Source organism: Chitinasiproducens palmae, assembly GCF_900095735.1.
Classification (GTDB): Bacteria; Pseudomonadota; Gammaproteobacteria; order Burkholderiales; family Burkholderiaceae; genus Chitinasiproducens; species Chitinasiproducens palmae.
On record NZ_FNLO01000016.1, the window covers coordinates 33513 to 59597 of the forward strand.

Annotated in this window: 20 protein-coding genes and 1 riboswitch; of the genes, 8 read left to right on the forward strand and 12 right to left on the reverse strand. The window is 67.4% G+C overall.

The genetic code is table 11. The annotated features are described in order from the left end of the window. Positions 1-105 precede the first annotated feature (105 nt). The 8 genes from BLU54_RS21245 to BLU54_RS21285 all read right to left on the reverse strand — a co-directional run bounded on the left by BLU54_RS21245 (position 106) and on the right by BLU54_RS21285 (position 6858). Positions 106-942 carry an MlaA family lipoprotein gene (locus tag BLU54_RS21245; protein ID WP_091912804.1) on the reverse strand — a complete coding sequence of 279 codons (837 nt, stop codon included), beginning with the start codon at positions 940-942 and terminating at the stop codon, positions 106-108. Positions 943-955: 13 nt separating this feature from the next. After that, positions 956-1546 carry an outer membrane lipid asymmetry maintenance protein MlaD gene (mlaD, locus tag BLU54_RS21250; RefSeq protein ID WP_091912806.1) on the reverse strand — a complete coding sequence of 197 codons (591 nt, stop codon included), beginning with the start codon at positions 1544-1546 and terminating at the stop codon, positions 956-958. A gap of 103 nt (positions 1547-1649) precedes the next feature. After that, on the reverse strand, positions 1650-2420 hold the full coding sequence (mlaE, locus tag BLU54_RS21255) for a lipid asymmetry maintenance ABC transporter permease subunit MlaE (RefSeq protein ID WP_091912808.1): 771 nt from the start codon (positions 2418-2420) through the stop codon (positions 1650-1652). Then, on the reverse strand, positions 2417-3244 hold the full coding sequence (locus BLU54_RS21260) for an ABC transporter ATP-binding protein (protein WP_091912810.1): 828 nt from the start codon (positions 3242-3244) through the stop codon (positions 2417-2419). The genes mlaE and BLU54_RS21260 overlap by 4 nt, the downstream gene beginning before the upstream one ends. A gap of 358 nt (positions 3245-3602) precedes the next feature. After that, positions 3603-4664 (reverse strand): thiamine phosphate synthase, encoded by a 1062-nt coding sequence (locus BLU54_RS21270; RefSeq protein ID WP_091912814.1) that lies wholly within the window; start codon positions 4662-4664, stop codon positions 3603-3605. After that, a complete protein-coding gene (locus tag BLU54_RS21275; protein ID WP_091912816.1) occupies positions 4661-5470 on the reverse strand; it encodes a thiazole synthase in 810 nt (269 codons plus the stop codon). Before BLU54_RS21275 ends, BLU54_RS21270 begins: the two co-directional genes overlap by 4 nt. Before the next feature lies 1 nt (position 5471). Continuing rightward, complete coding sequence (gene thiS / locus BLU54_RS21280) at positions 5472-5726, reverse strand: sulfur carrier protein ThiS (protein WP_407919449.1); 255 nt, start codon at positions 5724-5726, stop codon at positions 5472-5474. Between the two features lie 13 nt (positions 5727-5739). Further along, positions 5740-6858, reverse strand: coding sequence for an FAD-dependent oxidoreductase (locus BLU54_RS21285; protein WP_091912820.1), 1119 nt, complete (start codon positions 6856-6858; stop codon positions 5740-5742). Between the two features lie 123 nt (positions 6859-6981). After that, positions 6982-7104, reverse strand: a riboswitch (TPP riboswitch). Between the two features lie 284 nt (positions 7105-7388). On the opposite strand from BLU54_RS21285, the gene BLU54_RS21290 reads away from it, so the two are divergent. Further along, on the forward strand, positions 7389-9137 hold the full coding sequence (locus BLU54_RS21290; protein WP_235838072.1) for an ABC transporter ATP-binding protein/permease: 1749 nt from the start codon (positions 7389-7391) through the stop codon (positions 9135-9137). 85 nt (positions 9138-9222) lie between these two features. Here BLU54_RS21290 and BLU54_RS21295 read toward each other — a convergent pair whose 3' ends face one another. The 4 genes from BLU54_RS21295 to BLU54_RS21310 form a co-directional block, all read right to left on the reverse strand. Further along, positions 9223-10443 (reverse strand): YdcF family protein, encoded by a 1221-nt coding sequence (locus tag BLU54_RS21295; RefSeq protein ID WP_091912822.1) that lies wholly within the window; start codon positions 10441-10443, stop codon positions 9223-9225. Between the two features lie 254 nt (positions 10444-10697). After that, positions 10698-12164 carry a glutamate synthase subunit beta gene (locus BLU54_RS21300; RefSeq protein WP_091912824.1) on the reverse strand — a complete coding sequence of 489 codons (1467 nt, stop codon included), beginning with the start codon at positions 12162-12164 and terminating at the stop codon, positions 10698-10700. A 39-nt stretch (positions 12165-12203) separates the two neighbouring features. Next, positions 12204-16922 carry a glutamate synthase-related protein gene (locus BLU54_RS21305; RefSeq protein WP_170845262.1) on the reverse strand — a complete coding sequence of 1573 codons (4719 nt, stop codon included), beginning with the start codon at positions 16920-16922 and terminating at the stop codon, positions 12204-12206. A gap of 901 nt (positions 16923-17823) precedes the next feature. Then, a complete protein-coding gene (locus BLU54_RS21310) occupies positions 17824-18924 on the reverse strand; it encodes a porin (protein WP_170845259.1) in 1101 nt (366 codons plus the stop codon). Positions 18925-19259: 335 nt separating this feature from the next. Here BLU54_RS21310 and BLU54_RS21315 point away from each other — a divergent pair, with 335 nt between their 5' ends. The 7 genes from BLU54_RS21315 (at position 19260) to BLU54_RS21345 (ending at position 26081) form a co-directional block, all read left to right on the forward strand. After that, positions 19260-20246 (forward strand): LysR family transcriptional regulator, encoded by a 987-nt coding sequence (locus BLU54_RS21315; protein ID WP_091912830.1) that lies wholly within the window; start codon positions 19260-19262, stop codon positions 20244-20246. Between the two features lie 117 nt (positions 20247-20363). Further along, positions 20364-21872: a 2-hydroxymuconic semialdehyde dehydrogenase gene (locus BLU54_RS21320; protein ID WP_091912833.1), complete on the forward strand. Its 1509-nt coding sequence runs from the start codon at positions 20364-20366 to the stop codon at positions 21870-21872. Positions 21873-21879: 7 nt separating this feature from the next. Continuing rightward, positions 21880-22296 carry a RidA family protein gene (locus BLU54_RS21325; protein ID WP_091912835.1) on the forward strand — a complete coding sequence of 139 codons (417 nt, stop codon included), beginning with the start codon at positions 21880-21882 and terminating at the stop codon, positions 22294-22296. Positions 22297-22318: 22 nt separating this feature from the next. Then, entirely contained in the window at positions 22319-22888 is a 570-nt protein-coding gene (locus BLU54_RS21330; protein WP_091912837.1) for a 3-hydroxyanthranilate 3,4-dioxygenase, read from the forward strand. Beyond that, positions 22885-23886, forward strand: coding sequence for an amidohydrolase family protein (locus tag BLU54_RS21335; protein WP_091912839.1), 1002 nt, complete (start codon positions 22885-22887; stop codon positions 23884-23886). The genes BLU54_RS21330 and BLU54_RS21335 overlap by 4 nt, the downstream gene beginning before the upstream one ends. Positions 23887-23933: 47 nt before the next feature. After that, positions 23934-25145 (forward strand): ABC transporter substrate-binding protein, encoded by a 1212-nt coding sequence (locus BLU54_RS21340; RefSeq protein WP_091912841.1) that lies wholly within the window; start codon positions 23934-23936, stop codon positions 25143-25145. Between the two features lie 15 nt (positions 25146-25160). Beyond that, positions 25161-26081 (forward strand): branched-chain amino acid ABC transporter permease, encoded by a 921-nt coding sequence (locus BLU54_RS21345; protein ID WP_091912843.1) that lies wholly within the window; start codon positions 25161-25163, stop codon positions 26079-26081. Positions 26082-26085 lie beyond the last annotated feature (4 nt).

Here is a 26085-nt window from a genome sequence, read left to right on the forward strand (position 1 = left end):
ATGGTTGCGGCGACCCGGCGTCGGCGCAGCGTGGCAACGCTTGGCCGTCGCCAGGTCGCCAGACCAGCCGCGGACGCCCGATTCAGGCGCCCGGCCGCTCATCGTTCAACGCGCGGGAGCGGCGTTGCCCGGCGGCGAGTTCGTGATCGCGTCCGCGCCGCCCACCCCCGCGCCGCCACCGACCGGTGCCGGCGTCGTGCCGGTCGCCGGGGCGGCCGCGTCACCGTCGGCCTCCGGATCGTCGTAGTTCGGCAGTTCCGCGTTCGGTCCCTTGATCAGGTACTGGCGACGTTGCAGGTAGGCGTCACGCAGGAACGAATACTTGTCGAGCGCGGCGTCGGACAGCAGGTCCGTCGTATCCAGCAGCGAAGCGCGCAGGCTGACGATGTGCACGCCCGTGAGCGTCGCCTTGATCGGCCAGGAATCGATGTACGAGGTCGGCGTCGCGTACCAGTCCGGGTACAGGGCCACCGCGTCGCGGACGGTGCTCGGGCCGAGCAGCGGCAGCATCAGATAGGGGCCCGGCGGCACGCCGTAGTGTCCCAGCGTGGTACCGAAGTCCGCCTGATGCTTCGGCAACTTGGCCAGCGTCGCGACGTCGAACAGGCCGCCGACGCCGAACACCGTGTTGATGACCACGCGCATTAGGCTTTCGGCGCCCGCGGCGATGTCGCCCTGCAGGAACTTGTTGGCCGCGACCGGCACGTCGCCAATATTCGAGAAGACATTCGAGACGCTGGTCCGCACCGGCTGCGGCAAGGCCCACACGTAGGCCTTTGCGACCGGGCGCAATACCGCCTTGTCGACCCCTTCGTTGAACGCGAACACGCCCCGGTTGAAGCCTTCGAACGGGTCGGCCGGGCTCGGCGCGCGCACCGTCGTGCATCCCGCGACAACGGCGAGCGATGCCGTGGCGATCGTGAGCCGCAAAGTATTGTTCATTGTTTTTTCCGTGTCAGGGTGTCGGCGCCGATGCGCCGGCCGTACCGCTTGCTGCACCGGCGAGGGCGGGGTTGGCGGCCGGCGCCGCCGGCGTGGCCGCGGCACCTGTGCCCGCGCCCGCAGCGGACGCGCCGTTGTTGGCGGCGCCCATGTCCGCCGCCTTGCCATACAGGAACTGCCCGATCAGATTCTCCAGCACCAGCGCCGACTGCGTCATCGTGATCGTGTCGCCGTTGGCCAGCATCTTGTCGTCACCGCCCGGCTCCAGCCCGATGTACTGCTCGCCGAGCAGGCCCGACGTCTGGATCTTCGCCGACGAGTCCTTCGGGAACTGGAACTGCTTGTCGATCGAGACGGTGACCAGCGCCTGATACGCGTTGTCGTCGAAGCCGACCGAGGTGACGCGCCCAACCACCACGCCCGCGCTCTTGACCGGCGCGCGCGCCTTCAGCCCGCCGACGTTGTCGAAGCGCATCTTCACCGCGTATGTCGGCTGGAAGCTGAGGCCGCTCATGTTGCCAACCTTGAGCGCCAGGAACAGCAGCGCCGCAAAGCCGATCAGCACAAACACGCCGACCAGAAAATCGAGGGAGTTCTTTTTCATTTCGCTTCCTATTGCGAATCGTTTTCGCCACGAACGCGCTTCATGTGGCGATCGTGCGTCATGGGTGCGCGCCCGCGTTGCAATCCCGCGTGCGCTTCAGCGTTCAATTACCGAACATCAGTGCTGTCATCAGGAAGTCCAGCCCGAGCACACCGAGCGACGCGTACACCACCGTGCGCGTGGTCGCCCGGGACACCCCTTCCGGCGTCGGCTTGGCTTCGTAGCCCTGATACAGCGCAATGAAGGTGACGGCCACGCCGAACACCACGCTCTTCAGCACGCCATTGCCGACATCCGCCAGCACGCTCACGCCACCCTGCATCTGCGACCAGAAACCGCCTGGATCCACGCCGATCAGCAGCACGCCGACGACGTAGCCGCCGAGCACGCCGACCGCGCTGAAGATGGCCGCCAACAACGGCATGGCGATGATGCCGGCCAGAAATCGCGGCGCGAGCACATAGCGCAGCGGATCGATCGCCATCATCTCCATCGCCGAGAGCTGTTCACCGGCCTTCATCAGACCGATCTCCGCCGTCAGCGACGTGCCCGCGCGGCCGGCAAACAGCAGAGCCGTGACCACCGGCCCCAGTTCCCGCACCAGCGACAGCGCGACCAGCATGCCGAGCGCCTGCTCGGAGCCATAGCGGACCAGCGTGTAATAGCCCTGCAGGCCGAGCACGAAGCCGACGAACAGGCCGGACACGGCGATGATCAGCAACGAATAGTTGCCGACGAAATTCAATTGCTTGATGACCAGGCGCGGGCGGGTGACCGCCGTGCCCAGCAGCAGCACGAGGCGCACGAACATCCGCGCGCCGTAGCCGAGCGCGCCAAGCGCATCGACGGTCCAGCGACCGAGTGCGCTGATCATGGCAGTCTCCTGTCGGCCGAAGCGGCGAGGCCGAAGTCGTCGGCCAGCGCCGCGCCAGGATAGTGGAAGCGGAACGGGCCATCCGGCGCGCCGTCGATGAACTGGCGGATCGCCGGGTCGCTGGTCTGGCGCAGCTCGTCGGGCGTGCCCTCGGCGGCGATGTGGCCGTTCGCGATGAAGTAGACGTAGTCGGCGATCGCAAACGATTCAGGCACGTCGTGCGTCACCAGGATCGTGGTCGCGCCGAGCGCCGCGTTCAGCGTGCGGATCAGGTTGGCCGTGATGCCCAGCGAGATCGGATCCAGGCCCGCGAACGGTTCGTCGTACATCATCACCTGCGGGTCCAGTGCGATTGCCCGGGCCAGCGCCACGCGGCGCGCCATGCCGCCGGAAATCTCGGACGGCAACAGGTCGCGGGCGCCACGCAGCCCGACCGCGTTCAATTTCATCAGCACCAGGTCGCGCAACACCGGCTCCGGCAGGTCGGCGTGCTCGCGCAACGGGAAGGCGACGTTCTCGAACACGCTCAGGTCCGTGAACAGCGCGCCGAACTGGAACAGCATGCCCATCCGACGCCGCACTTCATACAGACCCTTGCGGTCCAGCGTGCCGATGTCGCGGCCGTCGAAATCGATCGTGCCGGAGCGCGCCTTGACCAGGCCGCCGATCAGGCGCAGCACCGTGGTCTTGCCGCAGCCGGAACCGCCCATCACCGCGACGACCTGCCCGCGCCGGAAGCGCATATTGAGCCCGGAGAGCACCAGACGCTCGGCATAACCGAAATCGACGTCTCGTAATTCGAGCAGGGTATCTGGACTAGGCACGGTTCATTGGAGACCGAATCGAGGTCGCGAGCGGCATCGGCGGGGACGCATGAACGCGGCTGGCGCCGCGCGAACCCGAATGAATGCAGCCCTTACGAGGACGATTCCCGGTGATGAGGGGTAAGCAACCGGGGATTATAAAGGGGTTTGCTTTCACGCGTTAAAGTCGGCCGTACGCGCTGCTTGGCGCGGATGGCGACCGATATCGCGCGTTGGCGGTCGAACGGCGGCGGAAGCCGCTGGCCCCGAGACACTGATCCGCAGACGACCGGGCGAGACCGGCGACGGGCAGCGCGCCGGCCGCCATGGCGCAGCCGCGCGCCGCCGGTCCGAAGACATCCAAGCGCTTCGGCGGACGTCAGAGCGCGTCGAACGCCTCCTGCAACTGCGCCACGGCCGCCGCGGTATCGGCTGGCGCGGTCACCGCGCGCACCACGGCGGCGCCGCCAACCCCGGTCAACAGAATGCTGGGCAGCGCGACCCGATCGATGCCGCCGATCGCCACGGTCGGGTAGCGTCCCGCCACGGTGTCGACGTAACGTCCCAGCCGCGTCAACCCTACCGGGGGCGTCGCGACAACCTTGGTCGGGGTCGCGAAGATCGAGCCGATCGCGAGATAGCTGGGGCGGAAGTGGTCGGCCACCTTCATCTCGTAGAAGCCATGCGTCGACAGGCCCAGCCGCAGACCGGCGGAGGCGATCATCCCGAGGTCGGCGGTGAGCAGGTCTTCCTGGCCCAGGTGCACGCCGTAGGCGCCGGCGTCGATGGCCTCGCGCCAGTGGTCGTTGATGTAGACGTGCGCGCCATGCCGCGCACCGGCGGCCACGGCCGCATCGATCTCGCCGCGCAGCGCATCGGCGTTGACCGGCGCCTTGATGCGCAATTGCAAGGTCTTGACGCCAAGGGCCGCCAGGCGGTCGATCCATTCGGCGTTCGGCACCACCGGATACAGGCCGAGCTTCTCCGGACAGCCCGGGAACGACGCGGCGAAGGTCGGCAGGCCGTCGATCCGCGGCAGTGCGTCGAGCGACAGCGGCCAGCCAGCGCCGCGCTCGCCGCTGAGCGCCGCGCACAGTGCATCCTGCGGCTCGAAGTCGCAGTCGAGATAGGCGACGAACGCCGCCAGCCAATCGGCCGGGCGCTCGCCCGCGAACCGGTAGCGTGCCTCGCCCAGCGTCAGCGCGGTCACGCCTTCGTCGATCGCGAGCGCGGCGCCCGCCGGCTCGCTCAACACGAGCGCGCCGAGCGCGATGTCATGCGGGCCGGCGACCAACGCAGGTTCGGCGCACACGCGCCAGCGCGGCGCGTCGGGCTGCGGCACCGGCCACACGCCGAGTTGCTCGCGCAATGCGCGCGCCGCCTCGCGCAGACCGGTATCGTCCACGCCGACGATGCGCTCGTCGAGCTTCATGCGATTCATAAGGCCTCCGCCTGGTGCCAGAAAGGGGTACCGACGACCGCCGTCGATGCATGCGCCGCGTCGCGCTCCGGCATCGGCCCGGCCAGATAGCCGGCCCGACCCGCCGTGACCGCGCCGGCAAAGGCGCCGGCCATTCTCACCGGGTCGTTTGCCTGCGATACCGCCGTGTTGAGCAGCACGCCATCGTAACCCCATTCGAGCACTTGGCAAGCGTGCGAGGGCAGGCCCAGCCCCGCGTCGACGATCAACGGCGTTGCCGGCAGGCGTTCGCGCAGAACGCGCAGGCCGTAGGGGTTGACCACGCCCTTGCCGGTGCCGATCGGCGCGCCCCAGGGCATCAGTGCCTGGCAGCCGGCGTCGAGCAGCCGCTGGGCGACGACCAGGTCCTCGGTGCAATACGGCAGCACCTTGAAACCATCGGCAATCAGGCGGCCGGCCGCTTCGACCAACTGGAAGGGATCGGGCTGCAGCGTGTAGTCGTCGCCGATCAGCTCCAGCTTGATCCAGTCGGTCTCGAACACCTCCCGGGCCATCTGCGCGGTGGTGTACGCCTCCTCGACGGCATGACAGCCCGCGGTGTTCGGCAACAGCACGCATTGCTGCGCCTTCAGCGCCTCGAACAGGCCGACGTGGCTACCCTCGCCCGCCAGTTGCCGGCGCAGCGCGACGGTCACCATCGCCGGCCTGGCGGCCGCGATCGCTTCGGTCAGCGACTGCAGCGACGGATACCGTGACGTGCCGAGCAGCAAGCGGCTGTCGAACGACTGGTCATACAGCCGGAGCGAATCCGGAAATGCGGGTGCCATCTCAGCCTCCGGCGACAGGTTGCACGATCTCGAGCCGGTCGCCCGCGGCCAGTTTCGCGTCGGCATGGTTGGCTCGCGCGACGAAGCGGCCGTTCAAGGCGACCGCAAATGGCGGCTTCGCGTCGAACGCGCGCAGCGCGTCGGCCACGCTGGCCGGCTCGGACACCTCGACCGGCTGTTGGTTGATCAGGATTTCCATACTGACGATGTACTGGGAACGATAGAACGATTCGGCATGGGCCTCGCGGACGGGCACCCGCCTCGCCTGCTCACGCCGCTTGAGCCTCGGCGCGGTGAAGCAGCGCCGGCCATGCGCTGCGCGCGCGCCAGGCCGAGAACGTCTCGGCATTGTGACAGTCCCCGGCCAGCACTGCCTGGGCGAGCCCGGCCGCCAGCTCCGTCACTGCCGGCGCGAGCATGTAGCCGTGGCGATACAGGCCGTTGAGACGGATCATGCGCCCCCCTTCGAGCAAGATGGCCGGCCGATGGTCGGCCAGCGTCGGCCGGCTCTGGCTGTTCAGCTCCAGGATGCGCGCCTCGCCGAAGGCCGGATGCAGGGAGAACGCCGCCGACAACAGTTCGAGCGCGGACCGGACACTGACCGGCGAACGGTCGTCGCCCTCGATCTCCGTGGCGCCGATCACGTAGACGTCGTCCTGCTTCGGCGCGATGTAGATCGGATAACGCGGATGCAGCATGCGCACCGGGCGACGCAGCCCGATGCCCGGTGCGCGCACCCGGGCCACTTCGCCGCGGATGCCGCGCAGCCCGGCAATGGCGCCCAGTGCGCCCAGCCCGCGGCAATCAAGGGTCAGCGCCGCCTCGACCGGCGCGTGCGCGACGGCCTGACCGAAGTGGCACGCGACGCCGCGCTCGGCCAGGCCGGCGCCAAGCGCGGCCAACAACTGCCGATTGTCCAGCTGGCCTTCGTGCGGCAGCAACAGGCCCTGCCCGAAGCGGCCGCTCAGCGCCGGCTCGACGCTTGCCAGCCGCGCCGCGTCCAGCGGCTCGATGCCGCCGGCGAGGAGCGCCGGCGGTGCATTGTTGGTCAGCCGCTGACGGAAGATGGTGGCCTCGGCGCGATCGCGCGCATGCCAGACGACCAGCGTGCCCTCCCGCTGGAAGAACACCGGCCTCGGCAGCGCGGCGAGCACGCCGGGCCACGCCGCCAGCGAGGCGTCGCCAAGCGCCGCGATCAGCGGTTCGGCGACCGCCGCTTCCGCCAGCGGCGCCAGCATCGCCGCGGCCACCCACGCGGCGGCACCGCTGCCATCGGCCGCGCCGGCCTCGTAAAGCGCGACGCGGGCGCCGCCGCCGGCCAGCCGCCAGGCCAGCAGACGCCCACTGAGCCCGCCGCCCAGCACCGCATAATCGAATCGGAAAGTCATCTCTTGCTCGACGCTCGGGCGCGCACGGGGCGGCGCCGACGTCACCGGTTGTACGGATGGGGGCAGGACTGGGGGAGAATGGCCAAGGACGCGCGCGCGGGCCGGCATGGAGCAGGACGACCCGGACGGGCCATCGAAACTTCCCACGCCGGCATGATCCGGATCGGGTCCGAAGAGTCTCTCTCAGCCTGCACGAAGCGCGCGCCGGATCGTACCGGTGCGCGGCAGACACCCCTGTTTCGTCGACTGGATTACAACATAGATCGTCGCCCCTGTTAAGCAGCCAGCACCGCGTTCGAGACCGCTCGCGACGCTCGGCGCGACGCGCCACAGCGCGGCGCGTGTCAGCCGGCTTATCCTTAAGGCGCGTTTAAGACGTGCCCCGCAGTATCGGGCACGGACCATTCCGATCGAACGCTTGCCGGTCACGCGTGTCCGAAGCATCTGCCGTTCGCGCGCCGTCCCTCGTTGGCGCGCGCATCGCGCCTGGCGGGTCGCATACCCGCCGTCACATCACACAGGATGATTGCGTGGAAGAAAAGAAAATATCCGCCTGGTCGCTGATCAAGCCGTACTGGGTGTCGGAGGATCGTTGGGTCGCGCGCGGCCTGCTGGCATTGATCATCGCCCTCAATCTGGCCATCGTCTATGTCAATGTCCAGATCAATGAGTGGAGCGCCAATTTCTATAACGCGTTGCAAGGCAAGAACATCGCGGCATTCGGTGAGCTGCTGACACGTTTCACGGTGCTCGCTTTCGCGTTCATCCTGATGACCGTGTACGCGCTGTACTTCCGTCAGATGCTGAGTTTCCGGTGGCGGCGCTGGCTGACCGGCGTCTACCTCGACCGTTGGCTGGGTGGCGGCGCGTTCTACCGCATCGAGCGCGACCGGCTGGCCGACAACCCCGACCAGCGGATCAGCGACGACCTTCAGTCGCTGGCGAGCACGACGCTCGGCCTGACGCTGGACCTGATCTCGACCCTCGTCACACTGGCATCGTTCGTGACGATCCTGTGGGCGATCAGCGGCCCCTTGCTGGCCAACGTCGCCGGACATCAGCTCGTGATTCCCGGCTACATGGTCTGGGCAGCCGCCATCTACGCGGTGTTCGGTTCGCTGGTGATCCAGCGCTTCGGCCGGCCGCTGGTGTCGATCAACTACCAGCAGCAGCGCGTCGAGGCGGATTTCCGCTTCGGACTGATCCGGGTCCGCGAGAACGCGGAACCGATCGCGCTGTACGACGGCACGGCGGTCGAGAGCGCCCATGCCCGCACGCTGTTCTCGCGCATCCGCGACAACTGGAAGATGGTGATGCGCTACACGCGTCGCCTTTCCTTCGTCTCGTCCTTCTATGGCCAGATCGCGATCATCTTCCCGATCGCCGTCGCCGCGCCGCGCTACTTCGCGGGCGCCTACACGTTCGGCGTGCTGATGCAGATCAGTCGTGCGTTCGGCACGGTCAGCGACTCGCTGTCATGGTTCATCAACAATTTCGATACGCTGGCCGGCTGGCGCGCCACGGTGAACCGGTTGCGCGAGTTCGAACGCGTGCTGGAAGGACAGCATTTCGCCGAACGCGTGTCGCCGGCCACCGAGCACGGCGGCATCCACCTGCATCGCGCTCCGACGCCCGCGGTCGCGACGCGCGGCCTGGTGCTGGCACGCCCCGACGGACGCACGCTCAGCGCCGTTGCGGACATCGCGATCGAGAGAGGCTCGCGCTGGCTGATCCGCGGCCCCTCCGGCAGCGGCAAGAGCACCCTGCTGCGCGCGCTCGCCGGCCTCTGGCCGTTCGGCGCGGGCGCCATCGACATTCCGGTCGATGCCCAACTGATGTTCGTGCCGCAGCGGCCGTACATGCCGATCGACAGCCTGCGCGTGGTGCTCGCCTACCCGAGCCCGGCTTCCGCCCACGACGACGCGGCGTGCCGCGACGCACTGCACGCCGTCGGCCTCGATGGGCTCGGCGAACTGCTCGATCGCGAGGAGCATTGGGCCAACCGGCTCTCGCCGGGCGAGCAGCAACGCATTGCGTTCGCGCGCGTGCTGTTGAAGCGGCCCGATTACCTGTTCCTCGACGAAGCGACCAGCTCGCTCGATCCGGTGAGCGAACAGCGGCTGTATACCTTGCTGCTCGAACGACTGCCGCAGACCGCGATCGTCAGCGTCGCGCATCGGGAAGCGCTCTACGCGTTCCACGACACGCTGGTCGAGATCGGCGAAACCGGCGGCACGACGCAGGTCATCGCGCACAGCCCCGACGGCCGCAGGGCTTGATCGTCGGTTGATTGACGCCTAATCGGCGGTTGCTCGATGGTCAATCGACCGGTATTCGACCGGTATCCGGTCGCTGTTCGGTCGATCAGCGCGCGCCAGCGTCGTCCACCGCGGGCGGCCCTGGCGGCGGGTTCCATCCGAGCGCGCCGTAGACGAAATAGCGCGCGATGCCAAGGTATTCGACGAGCGCGACGTCGGTCATCGCAAGGTTCCAGTCGAAGGCCAGCGGCGAGGCGCGCGGCCCGACCCGGTCGCTGGCGACCGGAATCGGACCGACACCGAAATGCGCGAAGTCGAGCAGCGCCCGGCGCATATGGAAGGCCGAGGTGACCAGCACCAGTTGCGGCGCGTTCGCATCCACCGCGGCATCGGCGCCGTTGCGCGGCGCCGCCACGGGCCGGTTGGCGTCGTGCGACTCGCGCACAGCCGTGTCGCGTGCCAGCAGCGCGGCGACGTGGTGGGCGTTCTCGCGCGTATTGCGGCTGGTCGGCTCCGTTTTGAGATCCGCCGGCGCGACGCCCGCGGCGAGCAGGTAGTCCGCGTAAACGGCGGCCTCGCTGCGTCCCAGGCGTTGCGGGTCGCCACCGCTGACCATGACCGTACAGCGCCGCGGCGCGGACGCCGCGCCTGTGGCCGCCGGCTTGCGCGCCGCCATGCGCATCGCGTTCATCGCGCCCGGCAGTTCGCCCGGTATCGCGGCATCGGTCGGCGCGGCGCCCGCGCGCGCGGCGGCACCTTTCGCGTCTTTCGCGCCGCTCGCGTCTCTCGCGTCTCTGGCATCTCTCGCGCCGCTCGCGGCATCCGCCGCCTCGGCGCCGCTTGCCGCCGATGCTTCGAGCGCCGCGGCAATCTGGGAGGACGGCACCCGGCCGAGCGCATTGGTCTCGGACGCGGCAACGACCGGGGCCGCCGCGGCAGTCGTTGCGGAAGCGGGTGGCGCAGTCGTCGCGGACGTTGCGCCGCCCGCCGGGCCGGCACGGCCGGCGGTGCACTGCCGATACAGCGCGAGCGCGGCGAGCATGCGTGAATAGGCCATCGTGCCGGGCAACGGTTGGCCCGCGACCGGCGAGCGGACATTGCCGGCGCCCAGCAGGACGATCACGTTGTCGGCGCGCCAGGCAATCCGGTGGACGCCGCGATAGCCATCCTGCAGCTTGTCGAGCAACAACCACGGCGCCAGTCCGCTTCCGCACAGCAACAAGGCCGCGACGGCCAGCCCGGCCAGCACGTTGCGCGGAGCACGAAGCCCGCGCCAGCCGCACAGCACGGCGGCCAGCGCCAGCAGCGCAATGCCGATGCCTGCCATAATCTTTCTCCCCGCAGTCGTGGCCCGCTGTCGCGGCCCGCTGTCGGCCGACCGCATGAATGTCCGTTCACAGCGTAGCAGCAAACCGTGGCGCGGCCGATGACCGAAAAGCAAACGGCTCCCGTCGCCGCTGGCGAGGGAGCCGTTGAGGGTAGAGCCGCCGGGACCGCCGCCGGCGCCGATGACAGGCCCGCGCGGACGCGCGCGCGACCCGGCGGGGCCGCCCGTCCGGATCACCGGACGGCGTGGTCCGCTCAGCGCGGCAGGACCGTGCTGCCCATCAGGTATTGGTCGACCGCGCGCGCGCACTGGCGGCCCTCGCGGATCGCCCAGACGACGAGCGATTGGCCACGCCGCATGTCGCCGGCCGCGAACACCTTGTCGACGCTGGTGGCGTAGGACTTGTCGCCCTCGGTGCTGGCGCGCACGTTGCCGCGCGGGTCCTTGTCGACGCCGAACGCATCGAGCACCGTCGCCACCGGCGCCACGAAGCCCATCGCCAGCAGCACCAGGTCCGCCTTGATCTCGAATTCCGAGCCCGGCACTTCCTGCATCTTGCCGTCCTTCCACTCGATGCGCGCCGCGACCAGCTTCTCCAGCTTGCCGTTCTTGCCTTCGAAGCGCTTGGTTGCAACCGACCAGTCGCGCTCGCAGCCTTCCTCGTGCGACGACGAAGTGCGCAGCTTGGTCGGCCAGTACGGCCAGACCAGCGGCACGTCGACCGCTTCGGGCGGGCGCGGCAGCAATTCGAACTGCATCACGCTCTTCGCGCCATGGCGGTTCGAGGTGCCCACGCAGTCCGAGCCGGTATCGCCGCCGCCAATCACGACCACGCGCTTGCCGGTCGCCTTGATCTGGTCGGCCAACGAATCGCCGGCGTCGACCCGGTTCTGTTGCGGCAGGAATTCCATCGCATAGTGCACGCCGGCCAGCTCGCGGCCCGGCACCGGCAAGTCGCGCGGTGTTTCCGAACCGCCGGCAATCACGACCGCGTCGAACTCGCCGAGCAACTGGTCCGGCGTGACCGTCTCGCGCGCGGCGTTGTTGACGAACGACGGCGTCGCCTCGCGGCCCACGAACACGCTGGTGCGGAAGGTCACCCCTTCGGCTTCCATCTGGCGCACGCGCCGGTCGATCAGCCACTTCTCGAGCTTGAAGTCGGGAATGCCATAGCGCAGCAGCCCGCCGATCCGATCGTTCTTCTCGAAGACCGTCACGTCGTGGCCGGCGCGCGCCAGTTGCTGGGCGGTCGCCAGCCCGGCCGGGCCGGAGCCCACCACCGCAACCCGCTTGCCGGTCTTGTGGGCGGGCGGCTGCGGCTTGACCCAGCCCTCGCTCCACGCCTTGTCGATGATCGCGTGTTCGAGCGACTTGATGCCGACCGGGTCCTCGTTGATGCCGAGCGTGCAGGCCGCTTCGCACGGCGCCGGACAGATGCGGCCGGTGAACTCTGGAAAGTTGTTGGTCGAATGCAGGACCTCAATGGCCTGACGCCAATCCTGCCGGTACACCAGGTCGTTGAAGTCCGGAATGATGTTGTTCACCGGGCAGCCGTTGTTGCAGAACGGGATGCCGCAGTCCATGCAGCGCGCGCCCTGCACGCCCGCCGCCTCGTCGGACAAAGCGAAGACGAATTCCTTGTAGTGCTTCAGCCGGGCGACCGGCGCTTCGTAGCGCTCGTGCTGCCGTTCGAATTCGATGAAACCGGTTGGCTTACCCATGATGCTCGACTCTTGTTCTGTATGACGGGGACGGACGACTCAGGCAACCGCAGCCGGCGTTTTCGCCGGTTGCGACGCGCTCTGCGCGGCGGCCTTGCGGGCCGCGCTGCGCTCGCCGAGCGCGCGCCGATACTCGTGCGGGAACACCTTGACGAACTGGCGACGCGCCGCGTCCCAGTTTTCGAGCAGGGCCTTCGCCCGCAGCGAACCGGTGTACTGGAAGTGACGCTCGATCAGTCCCTTGAGCAATCCTTCATCGGTCTGGCCGGCGTGCCAGAGCGCTTCGTCGACCGTGCGCTCCTGCTCGCCGCGCGGCAGGACCGGATCGAGCGAGACCATCGCAAGGTTGCAGCGTTGCGCGAACGCCGCATCCGGGTCGTACACGAAAGCCAGCCCGCCCGACATGCCGGCCGCGAAGTTGCGCCCGGTTTCGCCGAGCACGATCACCGTGCCGCCGGTCATGTACTCGCAACCGTGGTCGCCGGTGCCTTCCACCACGGCGGTGGCGCCGGAGTTGCGCACGCAGAAGCGTTCGCCGGCCACCCCGCGGAAGAAGGCCTCGCCTTCGATCGCGCCGTACAGCACGGTGTTGCCGCAGATGATGTTTTCCTCGGACTTGCCGCGGAAATCGTTGGTCGGCCGGATGATGATGCGGCCGCCCGACAGGCCCTTGCCGACGTAGTCGTTGCCGTCGCCGACCAGGTCGAGCGTCACGCCCTTCGCGAGGAAGGCGCCGAAACTCTGGCCGGCCGTGCCCTTCAGCTGGATATGCAGCGTGTCGTCGGCCAGGCCGTCGTGGCCGTGCCGCTTGGCGATCTCGCCGGACAGCATGGCACCGACGGTCCGGTTGCGGTTGCGAACCGGCTGGATGAACGAGACGTGCTCGCCGCTCTCGATCGCCGCCTTCGACTTCTCCAGCAGCACGTGGTCGAGCGCCTTGTCCAGGCCATGATCCTGGCCTTCGAGATGGCGGCGCGGCACGTCGTACGCGGCGTCGGCGGCGTGGAAGATCTTCGCGAAATCGAGTCCGCGCGCCTTCCAGTGCTCGATGCCGCGCTTGGTATCGAGCAGGTCCACGCGGCCGACCATTTCCTCGAACGTGCGGAAGCCCAGCTGCGCCATGATTTCCCGCACTTCCTCGGCGATGAAGAAGAAGAAGTTGATCACGTGTTCCGGCTGGCCCTGGAACTTCGCGCGCAGCGCCGGATCCTGCGTAGCCACGCCCACCGGACAGGTGTTCAGGTGGCATTTGCGCATCATGATGCAGCCCTGCACGACCAGCGGCGCGGTCGCGAAGCCGAACTCGTCGGCGCCGAGCAGCGCCGCGATCGCGACGTCGCGGCCAGTCTTCATCTGCCCGTCGGCCTGTACGCGAATACGGCTGCGCAGGCGGTTCAGCACCAGCGTCTGCTGGGTTTCGGCCAGCCCGAGTTCCCACGGCGAGCCGGCGTACTTGATCGACGACAGCGGCGACGCGCCGGTGCCGCCGTCGTGCCCGGCGATCACCACGTGATCCGCCTTCGCCTTCGCGACACCCGCTGCAACGGTGCCGACACCGACTTCCGAGACCAGTTTGACCGACACGTCGGCGGCCGGGTTGACGTTCTTCAGGTCGTGGATCAGCTGGGCCAGATCCTCGATCGAATAGATGTCATGGTGCGGCGGCGGCGAGATCAGGCCGACGCCCGGCACCGAATAGCGCAGCCGGCCGATGTAGTTGTCGACCTTCTGGCCCGGCAGCTGTCCGCCTTCGCCCGGCTTCGCGCCCTGGGCCATCTTGATCTGGATCTGGTCGGCCGAGGCGAGATATTCGGCGGTCACGCCGAACCGGCCCGAGGCCACCTGCTTGATCCGCGAACGCAGTGAATCGCCATCGCGCAACGGCGTGTCGCGCACGATCGCGTCGGTGCCGATGATGCCCGCGACGGTCTGCCCGGACTTGATCGGGATGCCGCGCAGTTCGTTGCGATAACGGCGCTCGTCCTCACCGCCCTCGCCGGTGTTCGACTTGCCGCCGATGCGGTTCATCGCGATCGCGAGGTTGGTATGCGCCTCGGTACTGATCGAGCCGAGCGACATGGCGCCGGTCGCGAAGCGCTTGACGATGTCCTTCGCCGGCTCGACTTCGTCGAGCGGAATCGCCCTGGCCGGATCCACCTTGAATTCGAACAGGCCGCGCAGCGTCATGTGACGGCGGCTCTGGTCGTTGATCAGGTTCGCGTACTCCTTGTACGTCTGATACGAGTTGCTGCGCGTCGAATGCTGCAGCTTCGCGATCGCATCCGGCGTCCACATGTGGTTTTCGCCGCGCACGCGGAACGCGTACTCGCCGCCCGCGTCGAGCATCGTCGAGAGCAGCGGATCGTCGCCGTATGCGTCGCGGTGCAGGCGAATCGCCTCCTCGGCCACCTCGAAGATGCCGATGCCGCCAATGTTCGAGGCCGTGCCGCGGAAATATTGGTCGATCAGCGCGCGCGACAGACCGACCGCTTCGAAGATCTGCGCGCCGGTGTACGACATATAGGTCGAGATGCCCATCTTGGACATCACCTTCAGCAGGCCCTTGCCGATCGCCTTGATGAAGTTCGCGATCGCCTTCTCGGGCGACAGCTCGCCCGGCAGGTCGCGCGCCATCGTCGCGAGCGTCTGCATCGCGAGATAGGGGTGAATCGCTTCGGCGCCGTAGCCGGCCAACAGCGCGAAATGGTGCACCTCGCGGGCCGAGCCGGTCTCCACGACCAGGCCGGTGCTGGTGCGCAAGCCCTTCTGGACCAGCTCGCTGTGCACTGCCGAGGTGGCGAGCAGCGCCGGGATCGCGACCTGATCGCGATCCATCTTGCGGTCCGAGACGATCAGGATGTTGTAGCCGGAACGCACCGCATCGACGGCCTCGGCGCACAGCGACGCCAGGCGTGCCTCGATGCCTTCCTTGCCCCACTCGACCGGATAGCAGATGTCCAGCTCATACGAGCGGAATTTGTTGCCGGTATAGCGGTCGATGTCGCGGATCGTCGCGATGTCGTCGAAGTCCAGCACCGGCTGCGCGACTTCCAGGCGCATCGGCGGGTTGATGTTGTTCGTGTCGAGCAGGTTCGGCTTCGGACCGATGAACGAGACGAGCGACATCACCAGATTCTCGCGGATCGGGTCGATCGGCGGGTTGGTCACCTGCGCGAACAGCTGGCGGAAGTAGTGATACAGCGTCTTGTTCTTGTTGGACATCACCGCCAGCGGCGAGTCGTTGCCCATCGAACCGATCGCTTCCTCCCCGCCGCGCGCCATCGGCGCCATCAGGAATTTCAGGTCCTCCTGGGTATAGCCGAAGGCCTGCTGCAGATCGAGCAGCGCCACACTGTCTGCCGCCCCGAGCGCCGTGCCAAGCGCGCCGTCCTGGCGCTTCGCGATCTGGTCGAGCTTGATGCGCACCGCCTCGATCCAGCTCTTGTACGGCTTGGCGTTGGCAAGCGTGTCCTTCAGTTCCTTGTCGCCGACGATGCGGCCCTGCTCCATGTCGATCAGGAACATCTTGCCCGGCTGCAGGCGCCACTTCTTGACGATCTTCGATTCCGGCACCGGCAGCACGCCGGCCTCGGACGCCATGATCACCACGTCGTCCTCGGTGATGCAGTAGCGCGCCGGGCGCAGGCCGTTGCGGTCCAGCGTCGCGCCGATCTGGCGGCCGTCGGTGAACGCAATCGCGGCCGGACCGTCCCACGGCTCCATCATCGCCGCGTGATATTCGTAGAACGCGCGGCGGTTGTCGTCCATCTCGGCATGCTGCTCCCATGCCTCCGGGATCATCATCATCACCGCGTGGACCAGCGGATAGCCGGCCATCACCAGCAGTTCGAGACAGTTGTCGAACGACGCGGTGTCCGACTGGCCCGGGTAGATCAACGGCCAGAGCTTCTTGAGGTCTTCGCCCAGCACGGCGCTGGAGATGCCGCCGGTGCGGGCCGACAGCCAATTGACGTTGCCCTTCACCGTGTTGATCTCGCCGTTGTGCGCGATCATCCGATAGGGGTGGGCAAGTTCCCAGGCCGGGAAGGTGTTGGTCGAGAAACGCTGGTGGACCAGCGCCAGCGCCGACACGACGCGCTCGTCGCGCAGGTCGCGGTAGTAGACGCCGACCTGGTCGGCGAGCAGCAGGCCCTTGTAGACGATGGTGCGCGCCGACATCGACGGCACGAAATATTCCTTGCCGTGCTTGAGCTTGAGGGCCTGGATGCGGTGGCTGGCGGTTTTCCGGATCACGTACAGCTTGCGCTCGAGCGCATCGGTGACGATCACGTCCGGACCGCGGCCGATGAAGATCTGACGGATGATCGGCTCGCTGGCCTTGACCGCGGGCGACATCGGCATCGCGTGATCGATCGGCACGTCGCGCCAGCCCAGCACGACCTGTCCTTCCGCCTTGACCGTCCGTTCCAGTTCCTGCTGGCAGGCCAGCCGCGACGCATGCTCCTTCGGCAGGAAGATCATGCCCACGCCGTATTCGCCGGCCGGCGGCAGCGCCACGCCCTGCCTGGCCATTTCCTCGCGATAGAACGCGTCGGGAATCTGCACCAGGATGCCGGCCCCGTCGCCCATCAACGGATCGGCGCCCACCGCGCCACGATGGTCGAGGTTCTCGAGAATCTTCAGGCCTTGCTGGACGATCTCGTGGGTTTTCTTGCCCTTGATGTGCGCGACGAAGCCGACGCCGCATGCGTCGTGCTCGTTGGCGGGGTCATACAAACCCTGCGGGCTCGGCAGCATATGGACGCCGGGGGCCGGCAGCAACTGATCGTCGGACATGGGGACACCGTTTGTGTTGTTTGCGCTGCAAGTGATCGGCGCGCCGGGCGTTCGCCTGCGCCGCGCCGCGCCGTGGGGACAGCGCTGACCGATCTCACAAAGGCGGAATATACGGGACCGATCAAGGATTTACCAAAATTTTCTCTCGTTATGACCCCAATTTATGCGACGCACCGTTTAAGTGCATTGGATAATGGGGCCATAGAAATTTGCGGTACCGCGACTGGTCATGCACCTGCTGAAGAGCGCTTGCCGAGGAGAATGACGCGGTGCCTGCGATGCGCCGGTCAGGCCTCGGAGGTGGTGATGATTGACGGTGAGTGGCGGTAAGTGGCGGTGAGCGGCAGTGGGACTCGCTCGCGCGCGGCAATATGGCCGCGTCGCGGGGGGGGGGGGGCGCTTTCGAAGTGGCACGTGAACCGGCCGCGACAGGAGCGAAACGCAAGCGGCATGCAGTCGGGTGGCATAGCCGCAACGCCGCGCTGCCGGTCGGCCGCATGACCGCGGCGGCGGCGATGTACGAGCGGTCTTCGGCCGGGCTACATTCCTTGTCCGATTGCCCGCAACGGGCAACGCGACCGCGATCGGCCGCAGTCGAGCCGGGGCCGACCGGCAACGGTCGGGCGGCAGGCGAAGCGCTGAGCAGCGCCGGTCGGAAGCACTTTGCGCGTATCGACCGCCGCGTGCCCGCCGGGTCGGTCAAGCGGCAGCCGAGCGCCATGGTACGGCGACCACCGTCAGGGCGACAGCGCCGGCTGGATAGCGCATGCACGCTACCGAGCGCGTGTTACCGAGCGGATGATGCCGAGCGGATGACACCGCCCCGGCGGCACTGCGGCCGCCGTCGGGGTGCCGCGCGCGTTCAGAACTTGTGACGCAGGCCCAGCCGCAGCAACGACTGGCGATTGCTGGACGAAGCGGCAGTGACGTAGTTGATCTGGGCCGTGGTGCCGCTACTGCCCGACAGGCAGGCCGCCATCGCGTAAACGTCGGTGCGTTTCGACAGCGCGTAGTCGAGCATCAGGTTGACCTGCTGATAGCGCGGCTTGGCGCCGCTCGCGTGCACGTCGACGTCGGTCCACGTATAGCCAAGCCCGCCGCTCAGCGTCGTCGCGAACGCGTAGTTGAGCCAGCCTTCGACATTGCGGAAGTCGACGTTCGCACCGTTGAAGCCGGCACGGAAGGTCACCTGGCTCGCATCGAGGCCCATCTTGAAGGCACCGAATGTATAACTCGCGCCCAGCCCGTAGATCGACTCGCTGGTCGTCGACGGCAGGTAGCGCGTGTAGAGCACGTTCTTCGGCAGCGAATCATAGGCCGCCGCGTAAGGACTGTTGACGCGCGTGTACGCCGCCGCAACGTAAAGCGGTCCGTAGCCGTAGTTGATGCCCAGACTCAGCACGCTGTTCGTCGAAAACGCACCGGCCTGACCACCGAACGAATACAGGGCGCCGAGCTTGAAGCCGCCCAGCGTCGGGCTGGTGTACTTGACCGCGTTGTTGACACGGAACGAGCCGTTCAGATTGTCCACGTCGCCCGCGTGCGAGAAGTAGGTGCCCCATTGCCCCTGTCCCGACACTGGAGCGACGAAGTCCGCCATGAATTCGTATTGGCGCCCGAGCGTCAGGGTGCCGGCGTTCGAACTCAGTCCAACGTAGGCCTGCCTGCCGAACAGCCGGCCGTTCTGGCCGAAACCGCCCGCGGACGGGTCGAAACCGTTCTCCAGCGCGAAGATTGCGCGCAGGCCGCCGCCCAGGTCTTCCTTGCCGAGCAGGCCCCAGCGGGAGCCCTGAGTCACGCCGCTTTGCATCTGGTAGGCGTGGCCGCCGGCCTGATTGCTGGTCCAGGTGACGCCTTCGTCGATCACGCCGTAAAGCGTCACGCCGCTCTGGGCAAGGCAGGGCGACGCGCAGCTCAGTGTCACGAATGAGGCCCCGAGCGTTTTTCCTATTTTCGTTTGCATTCCTGTCTGGTCGGTTCGCCGAACACGATTGATGGGACGCGGCGCCTTGCGGGCGAACGCCGTACCGGCCGGCAAACCGCGCACACTTCGAAGCAGCGCCAATGTAGGAGTGCACGCGTGGAAAAAATAATGAAAAAACCCGGTGCTGATAGTCCTAACGGTAATATCCGCGACTGCGCGGCCGGCTTTCGTGCAGATGCCAACTTTCCCCAGCGGCTGCCATCCGCATGCGATGCGAACGCACCGGTGACCTCGCGCGCGCTGCGGCTGATTGACTCCGCGATGCGTGGCCCCGCCGCGGCCTGCCATCGCGCTCCCATTCACCGAGACCGACCATGCCCTCGATGATGTCCGACCCCGCACGCCCGGCCAGCCCGATCTCGCAATTGTCGCTGTCCCGCAAGCTCAAGCTGCAGCAACTGATCGTCGTCGCGAAGGTGATCGACAGCGGCTCGCTGCTGCGCGCCGCGAACGAAATGGGCATGACGCAGCCGGCGATCACCAAGGCCGTCCAGGAACTCGAAGCCTTCCTCGAAGCGCCGCTTTTCGAGCGCAGCAACCGGGGCGTGGTGCCGACGGAGCTCGGCCGCCTGCTGGGCGAACGCGCCAAGTCGATGATCACGGAGCTTCGTTACCTGACCGACGAGATCAACGCCCTGCAGCGCGGCACTGCCGGCCACGTGATCGTCGGCACGCTCATTTCCGCGTCGGCGCGCTTGCTGCCGCTAACCATCGCAAAGCTGAAAGCGCAGGCGCCCGGCGTGCTCGTCACGGTGCGCGAGGCGTCGACGCCGCAACTGTTTCCCGCGCTGGCCACCGGCGACCTCGACATCGCGGTCGGCCGCCTGCCGGAGCGGGAACTGCCGCTCGCCAGCGCCTTTCCACTCCAGCACGAGGTGCTGTTCGAGGAGTCGATGTGCATCGTGGTTGGCGCCAGGCACCGCTTCGACCTGCCATCCCAACCGCATCTCGCCGATCTTCGTCATCTGCCGTGGATCGTGCCGCTTGGCGACTCGCCGGCCCGCATGCGCGCCGAACGCCTGTTCCAGGATGCGGGGCTGGCGCTGCCGGAGAACCGCATCGAATCGCTGTCGATGCTGACCAACATCGGCCTGCTGCTGGAAACGGCCTGCGTCGCTCTGATGCCGCGCGCCGCAGCGCAACAGTTCGTCGGGCCAGGTCTGCTGTCAGTGCTCGACGTCGCCGAGTCGGGCGACTTCGGCGCCGTGGGTTTCTCGATTCGCGCCGACCGCAAGGTCAGCGCCGCCTGTCAGCGCTTCATCGCATGTCTGCGCGACAGCGCCCGCGAAATCGCCAGCTGATCGGCGGTGCAACGTCGCCGATATCACCATTAGGAATACCCGGGCGCTGAATCGTTATTATTTTTTATGGGCACGACTTCTTAGACTCGGGGCATTCAGTCCGAGCAGGAAGCCTTCATGCCCACCGCCCTTGCAACGCGCGCGCCGTCGTCCGTCAGCGTCGATGTCGACCCTCCACTGCTGCAGCACTACATCGACGGCGAATTCGTCGCGACCGCCGCCCGCTTCGAGAATCGCAGCCCGGTCACCGGGCAGCTGATTGCCGCGGTCTGCGAGGCCGGCCCCGCCGAAGTCGATCGAGCGGTGGCCGCCGCCCGGCGGGCGCTTGCTGGCCCCTGGGGTGAAGCCAGTGTGGAGGATCGCGCGGCCATCCTGTATCGCGTTGCCGCCGGCATCGAGGCGCGCTTCGAGGCGTTCGTTGCCGCGGAAGTGGCGGACACGGGCCGCCCCGTCGAGCAGGCCCGGCGCCTCGACGTGGCGCGCGGCGTGGCCAACTTCCGCGCCTTCGCCGATCTGATCAAGACCGCCCCCAGCGAACTCTTCGAAAGTCGGGGCCCGGACGGCGCAACGCTGTTGAACTACGTGAGCCGCAAGCCGCTCGGCGTGGTCGGCATCATCTCGCCGTGGAACCTGCCGCTGCTGCTCCTGACGTGGAAAGTCGCGCCCGCGCTGGCGATGGGCAACTGCGTGGTGGCGAAGCCGTCGGAAGAGTCGCCGTCCTCGGCCACGCTGCTTGCCGAAGTCATGCGCGACGCGGGCGTGCCGCCCGGCGTGTTCAACCTGGTGCACGGCTTCGGTCCGGGCTCCGCTGGCGAGGCGCTGACCCGTCATCCCGATGTCGCCGCGATCACGTTCACCGGCGAGTCACGCACCGGCAGCCAGATCATGAAGACCGTTGCCGACGGCGTGAAGGAGATCTCGTTCGAGTTGGGCGGCAAGAACGCGGCGGTGGTTTTCGCCGACGCCGATTTCGACGCGGCGGTGGAGGGCGTGCGCCGCTCCAGCTTCACCAACGCGGGGCAGGTGTGCCTGTGTTCGGAACGCGTGTATGTCGAGCGCCCGATCTTCGAGCGCTTCGTGGCGGCGCTCAAGGCCAGGACGGAAACCATGCGGCTCGACTACCCCGACGCGCCAGGCGTCGACATGGGGCCGGTCATTTCGCACAAGCATCGCGACAAGGTGCTGTCGTACTACCGCCTGGCGGTCGCGGAAGGCGCCACGGTGGTCACTGGCGGCGGCACGCCGCTCTTCAATGACATTCGGGACGCCGGCGCCTTCGTGCAACCGACCATCCTGACCGGCCTGCCCGACGACGCGCGCTGCGTGACCGAGGAGATCTTCGGCCCGGTGTGCCACATCGCGCCGTTCGACTCGGAGCAGGAAGTCATCGGACGCGTGAACGACAGCGCCTATGGCCTGGCCGCTTGCGTCTGGACCACCGACCTGTCGCGCGCGCACCGCGTGTCGCGGCGCTTCCATACCGGCCTGGTATGGGTGAACACGTGGTTCACCCGCGACCTTCGCACGCCGTTCGGTGGCACCAAACTGTCCGGCCTGGGCCGCGAGGGCGGGCGCCACTCGCTCGACTTCTATTCCGAAATCACCACCATCTGCATCCGGCTGTGAGCCTGCCATGACCGTCCGAAGCCACCTGATCGACCACAAGGCCAAACCGCGCGGTGCCTATCCGCACCTGAAGCGCGCGGGCGATTTCCTGTTCGTCTCGGGCACGAGTTCGCGCCGTGCGGACAACACCATCGAAGGCGCCGATGCCGACGCGATGGGCACGATGCATCTCGACATCCGGGCGCAGACCCGCGCCGTGCTGCGCCACATCGAGGACATCCTGGCCAGCGAGAAGGCGGCACTATCGGACGTCGTCGAAATCTGCGCCTATCTCGTGAACATGAACGATTTCGGCGGCTACAACACGGTGTACGCCGAGTTCTTCGGCAGCGACGGACCGGCGCGCACGACGGTCGCCGTCCATCAGTTGCCGCATCCGCATCTCGCCATCGAGATCAAGGCGATTGCCTACAAACCCCGCTGAACCACCAGCCGAGGCCCCGACCATGTCAGCCTACCTGCCGCCGTTCAACCTTTCGCGCTGGATCGACGAGCACGCTCACCTGCTGCGGCCACCGGTCGGCAACCAGCAGCTCTGGTCGGACCGGGACTTCATCGTGACCATCGTCGGCGGTCCGAACCACCGGACCGATTACCACGACGATCCCGGCGAGGAATTCTTCTACCAGTTGCGCGGCAACGCCCACCTGAAATTGTGGATCGACGGCGCCGCCGAACGCGTCGTCCTGCGCGAGGGCGACGTGATGCTGCTGCCGCCGCATGTACGCCATTCCCCGCAACGCCCCGAAGCCGGCAGTGCCTGCCTGGTCATCGAGCGTCAACGCCCACCGGGCGAGGTCGATGCGTTCGAGTGGTACTGCGAAGGCGCGGAGGGCTGCGGGCATCTGGTGCATCGCACGGAGGTCCAGTTGAAAAACATTGTCACCGACTTGCCGCCGCTGTTCGACGCCTTCTATCGCAGCGAGACGCTCCGGCGCTGTCCGGCCTGCGGCAAGCTGCATCCGGGCCGCAGCGCCCAGGCCGAGACACCGGCGCCCCAACCCGCGACCCCATGAACAAGATCGATATCCACTCGCATTTCTTTCCGCGCGTCACGCAGGCGGAAGCCGCACGCCTGGACGCCGCGCACTCGCCCTGGTTGCGCATCGACGCGGACGGCGAACGCGGCCACATCATGGTCGACGACCGCGCCTTTCGGCCGGTGCACCGGCCGCTGTGGGATCCGGCCGCGCGCATCGCGGATCTCGACGCGAAGAACGTGACAGCGCAGATTGTCTGCGCGACACCGATCATGTTCGCCTATCGCTACGACGCGGCCGATGCCGCCGCGTGGGCGGCCCGCATGAACGACCTCGCGTTGGAACACTGTGCGTATGCGCCCACGCGTCTGAAGGCGCTCGCCCAGGTGCCGCTGCAGGATCTCGACCTTGCCTGCCGCGAAGCGTCGCGCGCGAAAGCGGCCGGCCATGTCGGCGTGCAGATCGGCAACCATCTCGGCCCGCGCGATCTGGACGACCCACAACTGATCGACTTCCTCTGCCATTGCGCGCGCGACGACATTCCGGTGCTGGTGCATCCGTGGGACATGATGACCGACGGGCGCATGAAGAAGTGGATGCTGCCATGGCTGGTCGCGATGCCCGCCGAGACGCAGCTGAGCATCCTGTCGCTGGTGCTGTCGGGCGCGTTCGAACAGATCCCACGTTCGTTGAAACTGTGCTTCGCACATGGCGGCGGCAGCTTTGCGTTCCTGCTCGGACGCGCGGAAAACGCCTGGCACTGCCGCGACATCGTGCGCGAGGACTGCCCGTTGCCGCCATCGCACTACCTGGACCGCTTCCACGTCGACAGCGCGGTGTTCGATTCGCGCGCGCTGCGCCTCCTGGTCGACGTGATGGGCGTCGAGCGCGTGATGCTCGGCTCCGATCATCCGTTTCCGCTCGGCGAGCAGGAGATCGGCGCACTGGTCGCGGCCAGCGACTGGCTCGACGACGCGCAACGCGCCCGCATCTGCGCCGGCAACGCGTGCGACTTCTTCGGCATTGCGCTGTGAACGCGCGACACCGGCAGGGCCCTTCTCCACTCCGCAGGAATTTCGCGATGGTCACTCCCTCGAAACAAGCACCGCACCGGCGCGCCGTTGGCCGCGCCGTCGGCTTGCTCGCCTGCCTGCTGCTCGGCGCGAGCCTCATGACACCGGCCGTGGCACAGACGCCGCCGCTGAAGATCGGCTTCATCGGCACGCTGTCGGGACCGGCCGGCGCGCTCGGCCAGGACCAGTACGACGCGTTCATGCTGGCCATCGAGCAGAAAGGGGGCAAGCTCGGCGGCATGCCGGTGCAGGTGCTGCGCGAGGACGACCAGCTCAAACCGGACGTCGCGGTGCAGGCGACGCGCAAGCTGATCGAGCGCGACAAGGTACCGATCATCACCGGCGTGACGTTCTCCAACGTGATGATGGCGATCCACAAGCCGATCACGGGCGCGGGCGTGCTGCTGATCGGATCGAACGCCGGACCCACGCCGCTGGCCGGCGCAGGCTGTTCGCCGTGGTTCTTCTCGACGTCCTGGAACAACGACGAACTGCACGAGGCCGGCGGGCAACTGGTCAGCGATCTGGGCTACAAACGCACGGTGGTGATGGCGCCGAACTACCAGGCGGGCCGCGACGCGGTCGCCGGTTTCAAGCGCGACTATCGCGGCACCATCGTCGACGAGGTGTACACGCAGGTCAACCAGCCGGATTATTCGGCCGAGATCACGCAGTTGCAGGCCGCGCGACCGGACGCGGTGTACGTGTTCTATCCGGGCGGCATGGGCGTGAACTTCGTCAAGCAGTACCGCCAGGCCGGCCTGCTCGGCAAGCTGCCGCTGATTTCGGTCTCGACCATCGACGGCACGACGCTGCCCGCGTTGAAGGAGATCGCCCTGGGTGCGATCACGGCGGCGCCCTACTCGCCGGATCTGAAAAACGCCCAGAACGCGCAGTTCGCCGCCGCGTACGCCAAGCGTTACAACCGGCAGCCGTCGCTCTACGCCGCGCAGTCCTACGACGCCGCGAATCTGCTCGACGCCGCGCTGAGCACGGTGAAGGGCAACACCGCCGACCGGCAGGCCCTGCGGCAGGCGCTCAAGACAGCGCGGTTCGCTTCGGTGCGCGGCGACTTCAGCTTCGACTCGAACCAGTTCCCACGCGCGCCGTTCTATCGCGTCGACGTGGTGAAGACCAGCAATGGCGCGGCGTTCGAGAGCAAGGGCGCGATCGTCGCCAAGGTGCGCAGCCCGCTGGCACAGCAGTGCAAGATGAACTGACGCGAGGCGATCGCCATGAACCTGACGCTCATCGTCATGCAATGCCTGAACGGCATGCAGCTCGGCGTGCTGCTGTTCCTGATGGCGGCCGGGCTGACGCTGGTCTTCGGCATCATGAACTTCGTCAACCTCGCGCACGGCTCGCTGTACATGGTCGGCGCCTTTATCGGCGCCTTCGTCTACAACCGGACCGGCTCGTTCCTGCTCGGGCTGGCTGTGCTGATTCCCGCAATGGTCGCGATCGGCATGCTGCTCGAGACCTGCGTGCTGCGCCGCCTCTACCGGCGTGACCATCTGGATCAGGTGCTGGCCACCTTCGGGTTGATCCTGTTCTTCAACGAACTGATGCGCATCAGGTGGGGGCCGTCGCCGTACTACATGGAAGTGCCGGCCGCGCTGTCCGGCACCGTCGACCTGCTGGGCATGCCGTATCCCGCCTATCGACTGCTGATCGTCGCGGCCGGCATCGCCGTGGCGCTGGGCTGTCATCTGCTGGTGCACCGCACCCGCATCGGCATGTTGATTCGCGCGGGCGCAACGCATCGCACGATGGTCGGCGCGCTGGGGGTGAACATCGCGCTGCTCTATGCGCTGATTTTCGCGCTGGGCGCGGTGCTGGCCGGCGTCGCGGGCATGCTGGCCGGCCCGATTCTGTCAGTGCAGCCCGGCATGGGCGAGCCGATCCTGATCCTGACCATGGTCGTCATCGTGATCGGCGGCATCGGCTCGATTCGCGGCGCCTTCCTGGGCGCCCTGCTCGTCGGCGTGATCGACACGCTGGGACGCACCCTGCTGCCCGCCGTGCTGGCCCAGTTGTTCACGCGCGGCGCCGCCGACATGGCCGGCCCCGCACTGGCCTCGATGCTGATCTACATCCTGATGGCCGTCGTGCTCGCGCTGCGTCCGCAAGGGCTGTTTCCCGTCAAACATGGATAGACGC

Excerpts from the sequence above, each read along its gene's own strand:
- BLU54_RS21245 (WP_091912804.1), bottom strand. The coding sequence starts at position 942 with ATGAACAATACTTTGCGGCTCACGATCGCCACGGCATCGCTCGCCGTT.
- mlaD (WP_091912806.1), bottom strand. The coding sequence starts at position 1,546 with ATGAAAAAGAACTCCCTCGATTTTCTGGTCGGCGTGTTTGTGCTGATC.
- mlaE (WP_091912808.1), bottom strand. The coding sequence starts at position 2,420 with ATGATCAGCGCACTCGGTCGCTGGACCGTCGATGCGCTTGGCGCGCTC.
- BLU54_RS21270 (WP_091912814.1), bottom strand. The coding sequence starts at position 4,664 with ATGAATCGCATGAAGCTCGACGAGCGCATCGTCGGCGTGGACGATACC.
- BLU54_RS21275 (WP_091912816.1), bottom strand. The coding sequence starts at position 5,470 with ATGGCACCCGCATTTCCGGATTCGCTCCGGCTGTATGACCAGTCGTTC.
- BLU54_RS21285 (WP_091912820.1), bottom strand. The coding sequence starts at position 6,858 with ATGACTTTCCGATTCGATTATGCGGTGCTGGGCGGCGGGCTCAGTGGG.
- BLU54_RS21295 (WP_091912822.1), bottom strand. The coding sequence starts at position 10,443 with ATGGCAGGCATCGGCATTGCGCTGCTGGCGCTGGCCGCCGTGCTGTGC.
- BLU54_RS21300 (WP_091912824.1), bottom strand. The coding sequence starts at position 12,164 with ATGGGTAAGCCAACCGGTTTCATCGAATTCGAACGGCAGCACGAGCGC.
- BLU54_RS21305 (WP_170845262.1), bottom strand. The coding sequence starts at position 16,922 with ATGCTGCCGAGCCCGCAGGGTTTGTATGACCCCGCCAACGAGCACGAC.
- BLU54_RS21310 (WP_170845259.1), bottom strand. The coding sequence starts at position 18,924 with ATGCAAACGAAAATAGGAAAAACGCTCGGGGCCTCATTCGTGACACTG.
- BLU54_RS21315 (WP_091912830.1), top strand. The coding sequence starts at position 19,260 with ATGCCCTCGATGATGTCCGACCCCGCACGCCCGGCCAGCCCGATCTCG.
- BLU54_RS21320 (WP_091912833.1), top strand. The coding sequence starts at position 20,364 with ATGCCCACCGCCCTTGCAACGCGCGCGCCGTCGTCCGTCAGCGTCGAT.
- BLU54_RS21325 (WP_091912835.1), top strand. The coding sequence starts at position 21,880 with ATGACCGTCCGAAGCCACCTGATCGACCACAAGGCCAAACCGCGCGGT.
- BLU54_RS21330 (WP_091912837.1), top strand. The coding sequence starts at position 22,319 with ATGTCAGCCTACCTGCCGCCGTTCAACCTTTCGCGCTGGATCGACGAG.
- BLU54_RS21335 (WP_091912839.1), top strand. The coding sequence starts at position 22,885 with ATGAACAAGATCGATATCCACTCGCATTTCTTTCCGCGCGTCACGCAG.
- BLU54_RS21340 (WP_091912841.1), top strand. The coding sequence starts at position 23,934 with ATGGTCACTCCCTCGAAACAAGCACCGCACCGGCGCGCCGTTGGCCGC.
- BLU54_RS21345 (WP_091912843.1), top strand. The coding sequence starts at position 25,161 with ATGAACCTGACGCTCATCGTCATGCAATGCCTGAACGGCATGCAGCTC.